This is a genomic window from Stenotrophomonas sp. YJH_SMC_69, assembly GCF_059370495.1.
Window position 1 is genome coordinate 356,080 of record NZ_JCAFTS010000004.1, and the last position, 16,329, is coordinate 372,408.

The 16,329-nt window shown below is 68.0% G+C and carries 12 protein-coding genes and 1 riboswitch; of the genes, 5 read left to right on the forward strand and 7 right to left on the reverse strand.

The window, feature by feature from the left end:
- The first annotated feature begins 29 nt into the window (after positions 1 to 29).
- On the forward strand, positions 30 to 665 hold the full coding sequence (locus AC5P8F_RS09475; protein ID WP_111205767.1) for an energy transducer TonB: 636 nt from the start codon (positions 30 to 32) through the stop codon (positions 663 to 665).
- Positions 666 to 735: 70 nt separating this feature from the next.
- Here the strand turns inward: AC5P8F_RS09475 and AC5P8F_RS09480 are convergent, their stop codons facing one another.
- The 5 genes from AC5P8F_RS09480 to ahcY all read right to left on the reverse strand — a co-directional run bounded on the left by AC5P8F_RS09480 (position 736) and on the right by ahcY (position 5,700).
- On the reverse strand, positions 736 to 1,221 hold the full coding sequence (locus tag AC5P8F_RS09480; protein WP_100449348.1) for a hypothetical protein: 486 nt from the start codon (positions 1,219 to 1,221) through the stop codon (positions 736 to 738).
- Positions 1,221 to 1,694: a Cys-tRNA(Pro) deacylase gene (ybaK, locus tag AC5P8F_RS09485; protein WP_053494932.1), complete on the reverse strand. Its 474-nt coding sequence runs from the start codon at positions 1,692 to 1,694 to the stop codon at positions 1,221 to 1,223. Before ybaK ends, AC5P8F_RS09480 begins: the two co-directional genes overlap by 1 nt.
- A 110-nt stretch (positions 1,695 to 1,804) precedes the next feature.
- Positions 1,805 to 3,157 (reverse strand): peptidoglycan-binding protein, encoded by a 1,353-nt coding sequence (locus AC5P8F_RS09490; protein ID WP_495220004.1) that lies wholly within the window; start codon positions 3,155 to 3,157, stop codon positions 1,805 to 1,807.
- Between the two features lie 50 nt (positions 3,158 to 3,207).
- Positions 3,208 to 3,996: a lysozyme inhibitor LprI family protein gene (locus AC5P8F_RS09495; protein WP_495220005.1), complete on the reverse strand. Its 789-nt coding sequence runs from the start codon at positions 3,994 to 3,996 to the stop codon at positions 3,208 to 3,210.
- Between the two features lie 258 nt (positions 3,997 to 4,254).
- Entirely contained in the window at positions 4,255 to 5,700 is a 1,446-nt protein-coding gene (gene ahcY / locus AC5P8F_RS09500; RefSeq protein ID WP_014645960.1) for an adenosylhomocysteinase, read from the reverse strand.
- Positions 5,701 to 5,736: 36 nt separating this feature from the next.
- Positions 5,737 to 5,820, reverse strand: a riboswitch (S-adenosyl-L-homocysteine riboswitch).
- A gap of 120 nt (positions 5,821 to 5,940) precedes the next feature.
- Here ahcY and AC5P8F_RS09505 point away from each other — a divergent pair.
- On the forward strand, positions 5,941 to 8,457 hold the full coding sequence (locus tag AC5P8F_RS09505; protein WP_495227993.1) for a S9 family peptidase: 2,517 nt from the start codon (positions 5,941 to 5,943) through the stop codon (positions 8,455 to 8,457).
- A gap of 237 nt (positions 8,458 to 8,694) precedes the next feature.
- The gene (gene ppc / locus AC5P8F_RS09510) at positions 8,695 to 11,406 is read left to right on the forward strand and encodes a phosphoenolpyruvate carboxylase (RefSeq protein WP_329857992.1); all 2,712 of its coding nucleotides are present in this window, start codon (positions 8,695 to 8,697) and stop codon (positions 11,404 to 11,406) included.
- Positions 11,407 to 11,522: 116 nt separating this feature from the next.
- Here ppc and AC5P8F_RS09515 read toward each other — a convergent pair whose 3' ends face one another.
- Together AC5P8F_RS09515 and metK are read right to left on the reverse strand one after the other, a co-directional pair.
- Positions 11,523 to 12,029 carry an acyl-CoA thioesterase gene (locus AC5P8F_RS09515; RefSeq protein WP_010481883.1) on the reverse strand — a complete coding sequence of 169 codons (507 nt, stop codon included), beginning with the start codon at positions 12,027 to 12,029 and terminating at the stop codon, positions 11,523 to 11,525.
- Positions 12,030 to 12,170: 141 nt separating this feature from the next.
- A complete protein-coding gene (gene metK, locus AC5P8F_RS09520) occupies positions 12,171 to 13,382 on the reverse strand; it encodes a methionine adenosyltransferase (RefSeq protein WP_495220007.1) in 1,212 nt (403 codons plus the stop codon).
- A gap of 335 nt (positions 13,383 to 13,717) precedes the next feature.
- Between metK and olsF the strand changes: the two genes are divergently transcribed.
- Positions 13,718 to 15,433: a bifunctional ornithine lipid synthase OlsF gene (gene olsF, locus AC5P8F_RS09525; RefSeq protein WP_014645963.1), complete on the forward strand. Its 1,716-nt coding sequence runs from the start codon at positions 13,718 to 13,720 to the stop codon at positions 15,431 to 15,433.
- Positions 15,430 to 16,230 (forward strand): UDP-2,3-diacylglucosamine diphosphatase, encoded by an 801-nt coding sequence (locus AC5P8F_RS09530; protein ID WP_005412268.1) that lies wholly within the window; start codon positions 15,430 to 15,432, stop codon positions 16,228 to 16,230. The genes olsF and AC5P8F_RS09530 overlap by 4 nt, the downstream gene beginning before the upstream one ends.
- Positions 16,231 to 16,329: the final 99 nt, after the last annotated feature.

Genomic DNA, 16,329 nt, shown 5'->3' on the forward strand with positions numbered 1-16,329 from the left:
GGGCCAGGCAAACCCAAGGAGGGCGGGGCATGGCGGTCTGGGCAAGGATGATCCTGATGTTGCTGGCGGGCACGCTGCCCGCCACCCCGGTACTGGCCGCGAAGCCCTCTGCCGGGATGGCCTGCGAACCCATGGCACGCCTTCCCGGGCTGCGCGATGCGGGCGTGACCGCGCTGTCGATGCAGCCGCAGGACGGCCGCTGCGTGATTGAAGTGGCGGCGGCCAATGGCAACGCGCTGCGTCGGCAGCAACGAATGCTGGAGGCGCTGGTGCAGCATGCCTGCGCCGCGCCGGCGCACGTGACCGTGAATGAGGTGCAGGTATCCCTGCAGCTGCGCCTGCCGACGTCCTGCGCGGCACGCAGCAACCGGGATCTGTTCGCGGGTGAAGGTATTCCCTGGCTGCCTCCACGCGGCGTGTCGCCGCGCTATCCGGTGGAGGCCATGCGGCAGGGGCTGTCCGGCCGCAGCATGCTGAAGGCGTTGGTCGATGCGCGGGGGCGCGTTGCGGCCGTGATCGTGGAGACCTCCAGCGGTCATGCGTTGCTGGATGACGCTGCAGCGGAGGAGCTGCAGGGCTGGCGTTTCAGCCTTGCCGATGCGAAGGGTACGGTGCCGGCGTTGACCCTCGTGCGCATGCCGATGCGGTATGAATTCGTGGAGTGAGCGTCATCCACGCATGGCATGGATCTGGACGTACCGCAGCGGAGCCACGCCGTGCGTGGCTGCATCACTGTCAGAGGCGCTTCCACTCCCACCACGGGTAGTGGTATTCACGCTCGGTGGCGCTCCACGGCTGCGTGCAGGACGTGCACGTCACCCGGTAGCACTCACCCCAGCCATCCTCGGCCTCGCCTCGTCCGAGCAGCAGCACGTGGCCCTGTTCCAGCAGCGGTGCAGGGTTGAAGAACACATAAGAAGGGTAGAGTGCGCACAGGCACCCCTCACGCGCCTGCCAGTAGCGCAGCCGTTGCAGGGCCGCCTTCAGGTGCGCCTGGTTGCTGATCAGCATGCCGCCAAGGGCGATGCCCTCGCAGCTGCGTTCGATCGTATCCACATGTGCGACCAACGCGTCCAACGACGCGGTGCTGAACAGCCGTGCCACCGTGCGTGCGGCATCGGTGATGCGCGTGGCATCGCGCGACAGCAGGTCCTGCAGCAGCACGTCGGCCTGTGCATCGTCGAGCCGGGGTACCGGCGCTGCAGACCACGGCCAGCGCATCAGCGTGACTTGCCGATGGCAGCGTAGTGGCCGGCGGTGAGGCGCAGAAGATCGGCCGGTGCCAGTTCTACCTCGAGGCCACGGCGCCCGGCGCTGACATGCAGCGCGGGCAGCGCTTCGGCACTGGTGTCCAGGAACGTGCGCAGGCGCTTCTTCTGCCCCAGCGGGCTGATGCCACCGACCAGGTAGCCGGTGGCGCGCTGTGCGGCATCGGCGGCGGCCATCTCGCACTTCTTGCAGCCGGCGGCTTCGGCCAGCGCCTTCAGGTCGAGCTGGCCGGCGACCGGCACGATCGCCACCAGCAGTTCGTGTGCTTCCGTGCTGGCCAGCAGGGTCTTGAACACCTGGGCCGGGTCGAGGCCGAGCTTGTCGACGGCTTCGCCGCCATACGATTCGGCGTGGGCGTCGTGCACGTAGCTGCGCACGGTGTGGGCGATCTTCTCGCGCTTGAGCAGGTTGATGGCCGGGGTCATGGGCGCATCCTAGCGCGAGGTAGGGATATTGCCTTGACCGAAACTCGCGCATCAACGCAGGACGGGCCCCCGAAGGCGCCCGTCCCGGCTGTGATCGTCGGCATCCCGCGTCAGCGCGACATCGACTGCTGCGTCTGAATCTGTTCCTGGGTCTGTCGCTGCGACAGTTCGTTGTCCAGCGCCTGGCTATGCCGCGTGCTGTCCTGCAGCGTGTGGTTCGCCGCCTGCGACAGATCGACGTAAGTGCGGTGCATGGCGGGATCGCCAAGCTGGCCCTGCACGGCGAACACGCCCTGGTTGTCCGGCCGCGCCAGCACGGTATCGACCTGGCTCATGCCGGCCAGCTTGGACTCGTAAGCCACCAGGCCTGCGGCGTTCTCGAGCTGGCTGCGGTCATTGAACAGTGGCGCCAGGCCACCCTGGCGGCGTTGTTCTTCCAGCGTTTCCAGCTTTTCCACGACCTGCTGGTAACGCGGGTTGTCGGCGTGGCCGGGGGTGGCCATGGTCGGTTCGGCGGCCTGCTGTTGCTGTTGCGCGATGGCCTTGTCGAGCGCACCCAGGGTGGTGGCACCGACCTTGCCATCGACGGTGAGCTGGTGCTCACGCTGGAACTGCTTGACCGCTTCCAGGGTGCCGGGCCCGAAATCGCCATCGGCTACCAGTGGCTTGCCGTCCTTGCCCAGATAGCCCAGGTCGGCCAGCTTCTGCTGCATCGCTTTTACCTCATCGCCCCTGGCGCCGCTGACCAGTACGCCGTTGCCGCCGGGCGCGCCGGGCGCGCCGGGCGACCCGTGCGAGGGGGCATGGGTGGGGGTGATGCCCAGCTGGGTCATGGCCCGGTCGAAGCGCTCATCGCGGCTGGTCACCGCGGCCGGCGACTGGATGCCGTACTTGGTGGCATCGACGAAGTTCTGCACGTCGCCGCGGGTCGGTGGATTGCCGGCCTGGACCGTACCGCCCTGCAGCTTTTCCGCGTTGCCGGCCAGATAGCTGATGAACTGCGGGCCCATGCCGCCGAACTGGTTGTCATAGTCGGCCATGGCCAGCTGCAGTTCGGGGTTGGCCGCGATGGCATCGGCGGCGGCCGGGTTGGTGGCACGCACCTTGGCGATGGCTTCATCGACGCGCTCGATGGCGCTGTCCAGCTTGTCGTTGGTGAGCTGGTCCATCTTCGCCTGCGGAATGGCCTGCAACTTGGCGTCAAGCGCCGCCAGCTGCCGGGTGCTCAATCCGCCCTGCTGGGACAGCAGTTCGATGTCAGCGGCGGTGAAGCCGTTGTCGCGCAGGAAACGCCTGGCCTGTGGATTGCCGCCGACATCGAACTGCACCAGTCCAAACGAGTAGGTGCTTGCGCCTTTCTGCGCGTATGAGAAGTGGTCCAGGTGGCGGGTGTTGCCGCCCAGCTCCGTGTTGAGGAACAGCGTGGACAGCTGTTCGCGGGTAAGGGTGGAATCCTTTGCCATGGTCATCGTCCTTCAATGTGGGAAAAAGCGCCGGGCGCACCCAGCGGATGTCAGCCGGCGCAGTGCTGCTGCGTAAAGCCGAGCAGCTGGCGGACGGCCTGGGTGCCGTAGGCGGCCGATGCCGGTACGAGGGCGAACTGGCCGACCATCTGGTTGCTGCACAACTGCACGTTGCGCTTGCCGGCGGTGGTTTCCTGGATGCAGTTGGCCGCCAGCACGGCGTTGGGGCCACCGCCCACGTTGGTGGCGGCCGTACAGCCCAGCAGGCGGCCTTCCTGGCCGTTTTCTCCCAGCAGCGTGTTGAAGTTCGCCAACTGGCTGTTGGGGTCGCGCAGCACCAGCAGGTCCACGCACTGCTGCTGGCCGTCGGGCACTTCGCAGGCGTCCTGGTCGACCAGGCCGTCGCGCGTGGCCGAGAGCACCTTGAGGCGATCGGCAAATACCTGTTGCAGGCAGTGCGCGTCACCGCACAGGTCGCGCGTATGCTGGATCCAGCGCTGCTGCTCGGCCTGCAGCTTGGCCTTGCCGGCGGCATCGAGGGTGTCGCGTGCGGAGGCTTCAGCCTTGGCCAGCTCGGCTTCCTGCTGCAACAGGGCGGGGTCGTTGCAGATCAGGGTCTGCACCTGTGATGCCCCCTCGGCGCAGGCAGCGCTGCTGCCCGTGGCCGCTGCCGGGGTGCTGATTGCCTTGCCGTCGGTGCTTGCCTGGCCGGTGTTCGCTGCCGGTGCGCTGGCACCGGCATCGCTGCCAGGCGGGCTGCAGGCGGCCAGCAGGGCCACCCAGCACAGGATCATCAGGGGCTTCATCGCCCGGGTCACTCGGTCATTGTTGCGCGGCATGTCCTGTCCTTTGCTGTCTGCGTCCCGGCGCATGGCCTGCAGTTGGCAGTCCATGGGGGCATAGAGACTAGCAAGCGGCTTCTTAGGGCACTGTGACAGGGCGCGCGGATCTGCTGCGGGGCGACGCAACGCAGAACGGGCGCCCGAAGGCGCCCGTTCTGTCTGCATCTGTTGCCGGGGTCAGCGCCCTTTCCTGCGGAAAGGGATCCGACCCCGCCTGCGCCGGTAGTGCCGGCCGCTGGCCGGCACCGCGCACGATCAGTAGCGGTAGTGGTCCGGCTTGAACGGGCCTTCCACCGGCACGCCGATGTAGTCGGCCTGTTCCTGGCTCAGGGTGGTCAGCTTCACGCCGATCTTTTCCAGGTGCAGGCGAGCCACTTCTTCGTCCAGCTTCTTCGGCAGCAGGTACACCTTCTTCTCGTAGCTGTCCTTGTTCGCCCACAGGTCAATCTGTGCCAGGGTCTGGTTGGCGAAGCTGTTGGACATCACGAAGCTCGGGTGGCCGGTGGCGCAGCCCAGGTTCACCAGGCGGCCTTCGGCCAGCAGGAAGATCGCATTGCCGTTCGGGAAGATGTACTTGTCGACCTGCGGCTTGATGTTGACATGCTTGATGCCGGCGAAGGACACCAGTGCGTCGACCTGGATCTCGTTGTCGAAGTGGCCGATGTTGCAGACAATGGCCTGGTCCTTCATCGCGCTCAGGTGCTCGATGCGGATGATGTCGCGGTTGCCGGTGGTGGTGACGTACAGGTCGGCACGGCCCAGGGTCGATTCGATGGTGTTGACTTCATAGCCTTCCATCGCCGCCTGCAGGGCGCAGATCGGGTCGATCTCGGTGACGATCACGCGCGCGCCGTAGGCACGCAGCGACGCGGCGCAGCCCTTGCCGACATCGCCGTAGCCGCAGACCACGGCTACCTTGCCGGCCAGCATCACGTCCATCGCGCGCTTCAGGCCGTCGGCCAGCGACTCGCGGCAGCCATACAGGTTGTCGAACTTGCTCTTGGTGACCGAGTCGTTGACGTTGATCGCCGGGATCAGCAGGGTGCCGGCCTGGGCCAGCTGGTACAGGCGGTGCACGCCGGTGGTGGTCTCTTCGGAGACGCCCTTCCAGTCCTTGACCACGCGGCCCCAGTAACCCGGGCGCTCCTTGGCAACGCGCTTGAGCAGGTTCTTGATGACCTGTTCTTCGTGCGAGGCGGACGCGGTGTTGACCCAGTCGCTGCCGTTTTCCAGTTCGTAGCCCTTGTGGATCAGCAGGGTCACGTCACCGCCGTCGTCCACCACCAGTTCCGGGCCAGTCAGGGTGCCGTCGGCCAGGGTGAAGGTCAGCGCGTCCAGGGTGCAGTCCCAGTACTCTTCCAGGGTCTCGCCCTTCCAGGCGAACACCGGGGTGCCGGTGGCGGCGATGGCGGCAGCCGCGTGGTCCTGGGTCGAGAAGATGTTGCACGAGGCCCAGCGCACGTCGGCGCCGATGTCCTTCAGGGTCTCGATCAGCACCGCTGTCTGGATGGTCATGTGCAGCGAGCCGGTCACGCGCACGCCCTTCAGCGGCAGCTCGGCCTGGTACTTGCGGCGGATCGACATCAGGCCCGGCATTTCGTGCTCGGCGATGTCCAGTTCCTTGCGGCCCCAGTCGGCCAGCGTGATGTCGCGGATCTTGTAATCACCTTCGGTGGAGAAGGTCTTGGCAACAGCGTTCATTCGTGTGCTCCGGTTGTGGGCGAGCGGGTGCTCGCATCTAGCCGGGCGCCGTTGTTACAAAGCCACCTTACCGAGCCTGGCCGGGCCTCATCGGATCCGGTCGCAGCGCCCCTCGGCAGGGGAGAACCCCCATTATATCGCGGCCCCGGCATGACATCCGGATGACCCAACCATCGGCAGATGGGGGCGCGTGCACGGCCTGTTAAGGTCGGTGCTTTCACGCATCACGCAGGTAGAACGATGAGCATGCACGCGCGCCGTACGCGGCGCTGGACCGGCCTGGTCCTGTCGATGGGACTGCTGGCCGTGGCCCCGCTGGCCTGGGCGCTGGCCCCACAGCCCGCTGCAGCACAGGCGCAGGGTGCCAATGGCTACGAACTGCCCTCGGCGGCGCTGCAGGCGGTGGTCGACGCACCGCGCGCGCCGTCGCTGCACCTGTCGCCTCGCCGCGACATGGCCGCGTTGATGCAGATGCCGTCGCTGCCGTCGATCCGGGTGGTGGCGCAGCCGGAACTGAAGCTGGCCGGCCTGCGCATCAACCCGCGCACGTTCTCCGACAGCCGTTTCAGCTTCGGCGAGAAGCTGTGGCTGATGAACGTGGCCGTTGGCAAGGAACGGCAGATCAGCGGCCTGCCGGCCACGCTGTCGATCGCCAGCCTGATGTGGTCTCCGGATCAGAAGTGGCTCGCTTTCAACCAGGTCGACGCCACCAGCGGCGCCAACGAACTGTGGCTGGTGGACGTGGCCGCCGGCAGCGCCCGCCGCCTGGTTGCCGGCTTGAACACGGTGATCGGCAGCGGTTACCAGTGGCTGCCGGACAGCCGCGGGCTGGTGGTGTTCACCCGCCCGGCCAACCTCGGTGCGGCCCCGGCCACCGACGGCATCCCGACCGGCCCGGCCGTGCAGCAGACCCGCCGGGGCGATGGCGTGGTGTCGATCCGTACCTACCAGGACCTGCTGAAGAACGAGGCTGACGCGCGCCAGTTCGACTACTACGCCACCACACAGCCGGTGGAAGTCAGCCTGGATGGCAGCACCCGCCCGATCGGCGCGGCCGGGATCTTCATGGGCTTCTCCGTGTCGCCGGATGGCCGCTTCGTGCTGCGCCAACCGGTGCAGCGCCCGTATTCCTACGTGGTGCCGGTGAGCAGTTTCCCGCGCCGCATTGAAGTGATCGACCGTGCCAGCGGCAAGCTGGTGCATACCGTCGCCGTGCGTCCGCTGGTGGAAGGCCTGCCGACCGGCAACGACGCCGAAGTGACCGGCGTGCGTGACATCGGCTGGCGTGGTGATGCCGACGCGACCCTGGTCTGGGCCGAAGCGCAGGATGGTGGCGACCCGAACAGGGATGCCAAGGTGCGCGATGCGGTGCTGATGCAGGCCGCGCCGTTCGACACACCGCCGGTGACGCTGGCCCAGCTGGGCAGCCGCCTGGCCGGTATCAGCTGGGGCCGTGGCGACCTGGCCCTGCTGACCGAATCGTGGTGGAAGACCCGCAGGACCAAGACCTGGCTGATCGCCCCGGACAATGCCAGCGCCGAACCGCGCCTGCTGTGGGATCGCGATGCGCAGGACCGCTACGCCGATCCGGGCCGGCCGCTGCGGGCCAGCGACGAGCGCGGCCGTTCGCTGCTGCAGACCAGCGCCGATGGCGGCAGCCTGTACCTGGCCGGCGCCGGTGCTTCGCCGGAAGGCGACCGTCCGTTCGTGGACCGCTTCGACATCGCCACGGGCAAGGCAACGCGCCTGTTCCACTCGCAGGCACCGAGCTATGCGCTGCCGGTGGCATTGCTGGACAAGCAGGGCAGTTCGCTGCTGCTGAGCCGCGAGAGCCCGGACGAGCCGGCCAACTTCTACGTGCAGTCGCTGGTCGATGCTGGGAGCGCACCGCGCGCGCTGACCCATTTCGCGCATCCGCTGCCGCAGCTGAAGGGTGTGCAGAAGGAGCAGATCCGCTACAAGCGCAAGGACGGCGTCGACCTGACCGCGACCCTGCTGCTGCCGCCGGGATACGACCCGAAGCGCGACGGCCCGCGCCCGCTGCTGATGTGGGCCTACCCGGGCGAGTTCAAGAGCGCGGCCGCGGCCAGCCAGGTGACCGATTCGCCGTATCGCTTCAATGCGGTCAGCTACTGGGGTCCGCAGGCGTTCCTGGCCAAGGGTTACGTGGTGCTGGCCAGCCCGTCGATGCCGATCATCGGCGAGGGCGACAAGGAGCCGAACGACACCTACATCGAACAGCTGGTGGCCAATGCGCAGGCGGCCGTGGATGAAGTGGTGCGGCGTGGCGTGACCGACCGCGATCACATCGCCATTGGTGGCCATTCGTACGGTGCGTTCATGACGGCCAACCTGCTGGCACACACCCGCCTGTTCAAGGCGGGCATTGCGCGCAGCGGCGCCTACAACCGCACGCTCACGCCGTTCGGCTTCCAGGCCGAGGAGCGCAACTACTGGCAGGCGCAGGACGTCTACCAGAAGATGGCGCCGTTCAATTACGCCGACAGGATCAAGGATCCGATCCTGTTCATCCACGGCGTGGACGACAACAACTCCGGCACGTTCCCGATCCAGAGCGAGCGCATGTTCGCGGCGGTGAAGGGCCTGGGTGGCACCGCGCGGCTGGTGATGCTGCCCAACGAATCGCATGCCTACCGCGCACGCGAATCGATCATGACCATGCTGGCCGAGAGCGAGCGCTGGCTGGAGCAGACCATCGGCCCGGCCGAGCAGGGCACGGCGAAGAAGAAGCGCTGATACGTGCATGAGGGTGGCCGCTGCAACAGCGGCCGCCTGTGCGGCTGCGCCGCCGCCCGAGCATGGGCTCGGGCGCTACACGGTGTCACGCGCCATGACGCTTGTAGAGCCGAGCCCATGCTCGGCTGCGTCCGCCATGGATACGTGCAGATGAAACCATTCTTGCATCGCAGCACGACGCCCGATCTGGGATAGGCTTGGGGTCTGGATCCGTTGACCGAGGCCTGTGCGTCGCCGATGAACGAGTACCGCAGCAGCATCGAGTTTGCTTCCCCCGATCTTCCGCTTCGCGATGACGTGCGCCGGCTCGGCGCACTGGTCGGTGACCTGCTGGTCGAACAGGTTTCGGCCGCTTTTCTCGACGATGTCGAGGACGTGCGCACCCGCGCCATTGCCCGCCGCGAGAACCAGGCGCCCCTGTCGGAGCTGGCCGAAGGGCTGGCCGGGCGCACGCCGCAGCAGGCCGAGACCATGGTGCGGGCCTTCAGCACCTACTTCCAGGTGGTCAACATCGCCGAGCGCGTGCATCGCATCCGCCGCCGCCGTGATTACCAGCGTGCCGGTACCGCCGGGGCGCAGCCCGACGGCCTGCAGGATGCGCTGCAGCATCTGAAGGCGCAGGGCGTGGGCCTGGATGAGCTGGCGCAGTGGCTGCCGCGCATCGACATCGAACCGGTGTTCACCGCGCACCCGACCGAAGCGGTGCGCCGCGCGCTGCTGGAGAAAGAGCAGCTGATGGTGGCCAGCCTGGTCGACAACCTCGACGGCCAGCGCACGCCGGGGGAAGCGGCCGCCGATGCTGCGCGCTTCCGCATGGCGCTGACCGCTTCGTGGCAGACCACCGATTCCTCGCCGGTGCGGCCTACCGTCGATGACGAGCGCGAGCACGTCGGCTTCTATCTGGTGCAGGTGCTGTACCGGGTGATCCCGGTGCTGTACGAATCGCTGCAGCAGGCGCTGCGCGATACCTACGGCGAAGAACTGCCGCTGCCGCGCCTGCTGCGCTTCGGTACGTGGGTGGGCGGCGACATGGACGGCAACCCGAACGTGGATGCCCACACCATCCGCACTACGCTGGACGCGCAGCGGCAGGCCGTGCTGGGTCGCTACCAGAAGGAACTGCTGCAGCTGGCCAGCCTGCTCAGCCAGTCCACCGAGCGGGTGGGCGTGAGCGAGGCGCTGCAGGCGCGCGTGGCGCACTACCAGCAGCTGCTGCCGCAGGTGCAGTCGCGCCCGCGCCATGCCGACATGCCGTACCGCCTGCTCAACGACCGCATGCGCGCACGCCTGCAGGCAACGCTGGACGATGGCGAGGGCGCCTACGCCGGCCCGGACGAACTGATCGACGACCTGCAGCTGATCCTCGACAGCCTGCGCGCCAACCGCGGCGAACATGCCGGTGGCTTCGCCGTGCAGCGCCTGCTGTGGCGGGTGAAGACCTTCGGCTTCCACCTGGCGCGGTTGGACGTGCGCCAGGAATCGAGCGTGCACGCGCGCGCGCTGGCCACGGTGCTGGGCGGCGACGCAGCGTGGGACGGTCTGGATGCCTTGGGCCGCGCACGCCTGCTGGCGCCGCATGCCAGTGGTGACGCGCCGTTGCCGAAGGGCGACGACGAAGGCAACCGGCGACTGGACGCCGTGTTCGCCGCGCTGGCCGATGCCCGTGCGCGGCATGGTGGCGATGCACTGGGCAGCTACATCATCTCGATGGCACATGACCGCAGCGACGTGCTGGCGGTGCTGGCGCTGGCGCGCCGTGGCGGCCTGGTGGAAGAGAACGGATCAGTACCGCTGGATATCGCGCCGCTGTTCGAGACGGTGGAGGACCTCAAGCGCGGCACCGCGACCCTGCGTGATCTGCTGGCCGACCCGATCTATCGCGCGCACCTGCAAGCGCGCGATGACGTGCAGATGGTGATGCTGGGCTATTCGGACAGCAGCAAGGACGGTGGCATCGCCGCATCGCGCTGGGGCCTGCAGCGTGCACAGGTGGAGCTGCTGGAGGTGGCGGCCGAGGCCGGCATCCGCCTGACCTTCTTCCATGGCCGTGGCGGCTCGATCAGCCGCGGTGGCGGCAAGACCACGCACGCGGTGGACGCATCGCCGCGCGGCAGCATCGATGGCCGCCTGCGGGTGACCGAGCAGGGCGAGGTGATCCATCGCAAGTACGGCATCCGTGCGCTGGCCCTGCGCTCGCTGGAGCAGGCCACCGGTGCGGTGCTGCGTGCCAGCCTGCGCCCGCGTGCCGCCGAGCCGCGCGAGGATGAGTGGCGACCGGTGATGGACGCGGTGGCATCGGCCAGCAGCGAGGTGTATCGCGCGTTCGTTGGCCAGGCCGGTTTCATGGACTACTTCCGCACCGCCACGCCGATCGACGTGATCGAACGCATGACGCTGGGCTCGCGGCCATCGCGCCGGCTCGGCCAGGACGCCGCGCTGGGCAACCTGCGTGCGATTCCCTGGGTGTTCGCCTGGAGCCAGGCGCGCGCGGTGATTCCCGGTTGGTACGGCGTGGGCAGTGGCCTGCAGGCGGCGGTTGCTGCCGGCCACGAACAGACCCTGCGCGAGATGGCGCGGGACTGGCCGTTCTTCCGCACCTTCCTGGACGACATCGCGATGGTGCTGTCCAAGGGCGATATCACCATCGCCGAGCAGTTTTCGCTGTTGTCGGGTGAACGGCACGGGCACTTCTTCCCGCAGGTGCAGCGCGAACTGGAACTCACCCGGCACTGGCTGCTGGCGCTGATGGACCAGCGGACGCTGCTCGACCACGATGCGCGGCTGGCGCTGTCGATCCGCCTGCGCAATCCCTACGTCGATCCGATCAGCGTGCTGCAGGTGGACCTGTTGCAGCGCTGGCGGGCCAGCGGGCGCGAGGATGACGGGTTGCTGCGCGCGCTGGTGGCCTGCGTGAACGGTGTTGCGCAGGGCGTGCAGAACACCGGTTGATCCGCATCCGCCGGGCATGGCCCGGCGAATTCGCAATGGTAGTGCCGGCCGTTGGCCGGCAACCTCATGATGTCCGGCAGCGCGCGCGAGGTTGCCGGCCAGCGGCCGGCACTACCTCATTCCTCCGGTGACGGCGGATTCGATGCCAGCAGTTCCAGATGGCGCTGTTCCATTTCCTGGCGCAGCTGGCGGCGGATCTGCGCGGCGGCCTGGCGGCGCTTCTCGTCGGACGTCGCCGGCTGCAGGGGCGGGACGGGCGTCGGCCGGCCTTCCTCATCCACGGCCACCATGGTGAAGAAGCAGCTGTTGGCGTGGCGCACGCTGCGCTTGAGGATGTCCTCGGCCACCACCTTGATGCCGATCTCCATCGACGAGGTGCCGGTATGGTTCACCGAGGCCAGGAAGGTGACCAGCTCGCCCACCGCGATCGGCTGGCGGAACATCACCTGGTCCACCGACAGGGTGACCACGTAGCTGCCGGCGTAACGGCTGGCGCAGGCGTAGGCAACCTGGTCGAGCAGGCGCAGGATGGCGCCGCCGTGGACCTTGCCGGAGAAATTGGCCATCTCCGGCGACATCAGCACGGTCATGGACAGCTGGTGGGTTTTCAGTTCGGTCGACATGCGGCGATTGTATCGGCAACCGGGTAGTGCCGGCCGCTGGCCGGCAATCACGCGATTGTTTCCCGAAGGCCATGAAAAAGCCGGCCAGCGGCCGGCTCTACCAGAAAGCAGAAGGGCCGCGTGAGCGGCCCTTCGTGTTTCTTACTTCAGCTTCGCATCGGCGCGCAGGGCGGCGGCGCGGTCGGTCTTCTCCCAGGAGAAGGCCGTGGCGTTGACGGTCTCGCCTTCGCCGTTGAGGTAGCTGAACTCCTTCGGCTTGCGGCCGAAGTGGCCGTAGGCCGCGGTCTGCTGGTACATCGGGTGCACCAGGTCCAGCATCTTGATGATGCCGTACGGGCGCAGGTCGAAGTGCTTGCGGATCAGCTTCTCGATCTTGTCGTCGCTGATCTTGCCGGTGCCGAAGGTGGTGACCGAGATCGAGGTCGGCTCAGCCACGCCGATGGCGTAGGAGACCTGCACTTCGCAACGGTCGGCCAGGCCGGCGGCCACCACGTTCTTGGCGACGTAGCGGGCCGCGTAGGCTGCCGAACGGTCGACCTTGGACGGGTCCTTGCCGGAGAAGGCACCACCACCGTGACGGGCCCAGCCGCCGTAGGTGTCGACGATGATCTTGCGGCCGGTCAGGCCGCAGTCGCCCACCGGGCCACCGATCTCGAACTTGCCGGTCGGGTTGATGTGGAACTTGGTGCCCTTGTGCAGCCACCTGGCCGGCAGCACCGGCTTGATGATCTCTTCGCGGACGGCCTCGATGAGGTCCTTCTGCTTGATGCCGGGGGCGTGCTGGGTCGACAGGACCACGGCGTCGATGGCCGAGACCACGCCGTTTTCATAGCGCAGGGTGACCTGGCTCTTGGCGTCCGGACGCAGCCACGACAGCGGCGAGTTCTTCTTCTTGCGGATCTTGGCCTGCTGCTCGACCAGGCGGTGCGACAGGTGGATCGCGGCCGGCATGTAGCTGTCGGTCTCGTTGGTGGCATAGCCGAACATCAGGCCCTGGTCGCCAGCGCCCATTTCTTCCGGCTTCTTGCGATCCACGCCCTGGGCGATGTGCGGCGACTGCTTGCCGATCAGGTTCAGCACGCCGCAGGTGGCGCCGTCGAAACCGACGTCGGAGCTGTCGTAGCCGATGTCCGTGATGACCTTGCGGGTCAGCGCTTCCAGGTCGATCCAGGCGCTGGTGGTGATTTCACCGGCCACGATGGCAACGCCGGTCTTGACCATGGTCTCGCAGGCCACGCGGGCGCGCTGGTCCTGGGTCAGGATCGCGTCCAGCACCGCATCGGAGATCTGGTCGGCAACCTTGTCCGGATGGCCTTCGGAGACCGACTCGGAGGTGAAGAGATAGCTGGACATCAGGCGTAATATCCCTTGATTCGGATGGAAAGATGGGCGCGCATGATACACGGGGTGCGCCGCCTGTGCATTGTGAACCTGTGCCGGTTGCCGGTGGTTAAGCCCGCGTAGGCCTGGAGGGGCCGTCCCTTGGGGATTGGGGCCCAGCCTTGAGGCCCAGTGTTCCACCAGCGTGACAACAGACGGGACGGCTGCCGGCCCCGACCGCGCAGGCGGCGACCTCGCCGCGAAGGCGGGCCGGCCGTCATCGTTCTGCCCCGAAACCGCCATCTGGCTGCCGCCTGCCGGGCGCAGGCTGTCGGCCAATCCGGCCGCCGGGCATCAGTGGATCCGCCATGCAGGAACTCGAACAGCGTCTCCAGCAACGTTTCCCCGATTGGTTCCATGGCCGTCGCGGCCAACTGGCGCGGCCGCTGCTGCGCAGCGTCGGGCGCTGGTCGCGCCTGGACCAGATCGAAGCCTTCCTGCAGCGCAGCTCAGGACTGCGCGGCTTCGGTTTCGTCGCCGCCGGCCTGGAATTCATCGGCGGCCAGTACCAGGTGGATCCGGCCGCGCTGGCCAGGATCCCGGCCACCGGCCGCCTGCTGATCGTCGCCAACCACCCCTCCGGGGCACTGGATGCGCTCGCACTGCTGGACGCGGTTGGCCGTATCCGCCGCGACGTGCGGATCGTGGCCAACGATCTGCTGGGGGCGATCGCGCCGCTGCAGGACCTGCTGCTGCCGGTGCGCATCCTCGGTGGCAAGGCCCGGCGCGGCAGCCTGCATGCGGTGGAGGAAGCATTGGCCGCCGAGCAGTGCGTGATCGTGTTCCCGGCCGGCGAGGTCTCGCGCCTGTCGCTGCGCGGCATCCGCGATGGCCGTTGGCAGCGCGGGTTCGTCCGCTTTGCCCGCGCGGCCGCTGCGCCGGTGCTGCCGGTGCGGGTGGAAGCGCGCAACTCGGCGCTGTTCTACGGCGCCTCGACCCTGTTCAAGCCGGCCGGCACCGCGCTGCTGGCGCGCGAAATGTTCGCCCGTCGTGGCCGCCCGCTGCGGCTGAGCATCGGCGAGCCGATGCAGCTGGGCAAGGGCGGTGACCCGGGCGCACAGCTGCTGGCGGTGCGCCGCGCGCTGTACGCGCTGGGCCGCAACGGCGCGGCCGGCAATGCCGCTGCGTGCGCAGGCCCCGAGCCATTGGCGTCTCCGGTGCCGCCTTCGCAGGTCGCCGCCGGCATTGCTGCGGCCACCCAGCTGGGCCAGACCGCCGATGGCAAGCAGATCCTGTTGGCGACCTGTACCGCCGATTCACCGCTGCTGCTGGAACTGGGCCGCCTGCGCGAGCTGACCTTCCGCCAGGTGGGCGAGGGCACCGGGCGCAGCCGCGACCTGGACGCCTACGATCCGCAGTACGAGCACATCGTGATCTGGGACGCGGCGGCGCAGCGCATTGCCGGTGCCTACCGCATCATGCGCGGCGCCCAGGCCCTGGCCCGGCACGGCCTGTCCGGGCTCTACAGCGCGTCGCTGTTCCGCTATTCCGACGATGCCATCACCCACATTGCCGAGGGCCTGGAGCTGGGCCGCAGCTTCGTGGTGCCCGATTACTGGGGCAGCCGCAGCCTGGACTACCTGTGGCAGGGCATCGGCGCCTACCTGCAGTGCCGGCCGGGCATCCGCTACCTGTTCGGCGCGGTCTCGATCAGCGCAGCGCTGCCGCGCGATGCGCGCGAGCAGCTGGTGGCCTACTACCAGCGCTACTACGGCGGAACCGCCGGGCTGGCCGAATCGAACCGCCCCTTCCAGTACTTCGCCGCACCGCCAAGTTTCGGCGAGCTGGATGCGGGTGCCGCGTTCGATGTGCTCAAGGCCAACCTGGCCGCACTGGGTACCGGCGTGCCGACGCTGTACCGCCAGTACACCGATCTGTGCGAACCCGGCGGCGCGCGCTTCCTCGCCTTCGGCGTGGACCCGGACTTCAGCGATTCGATCGACGGCCTGATCGAAGTGGACCTGTGCGCGATCCGGCCGAACAAGCGCAAACGCTACCTGCGCGACGCGGGTGCGCCGGCATGAGCACGCTGGCGAACCTGTCGCCGCACCGGCGCGCAGTGTTCGTCTCCGACGTGCACCTGGGCTCACGTCATTGCCACGCCACCGAACTGGCGCGGTTCCTCTCGCAGCTGCGCTGCGAGCGGTTGTACCTGGTCGGCGACATCATCGACCTGTGGTGGATGGCGCATCGCCGCGCCAACTGGCGGCAGTCGCACAGCGAAGTCATCCAGGCCCTGCACGCGCTGCGCCGTGCAGGGACCGAGATCATCTACATTCCCGGCAACCACGATGCCTCGCTGCGCCAGGTGTGCGGGCTGATGTTGCCGGCCATGCAGGTGCGCCGCCGTGCCATCCACGTGACCGCCGATGGCCGCCGGCTGCTGGTCGCGCATGGCGACGACTACGACGGCGTGACCCATTTCGGTGGCCTGCAGGAAAAGTTCGGCGACTGGCTGTACTACCGCATCCTGACCGGCAACCAGGCGCTGAACGCGGTACGGCGCCGGCTTGGCATGCGCTACTGGTCGCTGTCGGAGTTCCTGAAGAAGCGCAGCGGGGCCGCCGAACGCTACATCGAGCGCTTCGTGCAGGCCGGGCTGGACGACGTGCGCCGGCGCGGCCTGGATGGCATCGTCTGCGGCCACATCCACCGCGCGGCGCTGGTCGAACGCGATGGCCTGGTCTACGCCAACGACGGCGACTGGGTGGAGAGCCTGACCGCACTGGCCGAGGACCATGATGGTGCGCTGCGCCTGCTCGACCATAACGGCCAGACCCTGGTGGAACTGCCAGGCGCGCGGTTGTCGCAGGCGGCGTAACCCGCGTCTGTCCTACTGTAGAGCCGAGCCCATGCTCGGCTGACGTGGCGCCGAACGAAGCGCAGCCGAGCATGGGCTCGGCTCTACATGCACCGCCCG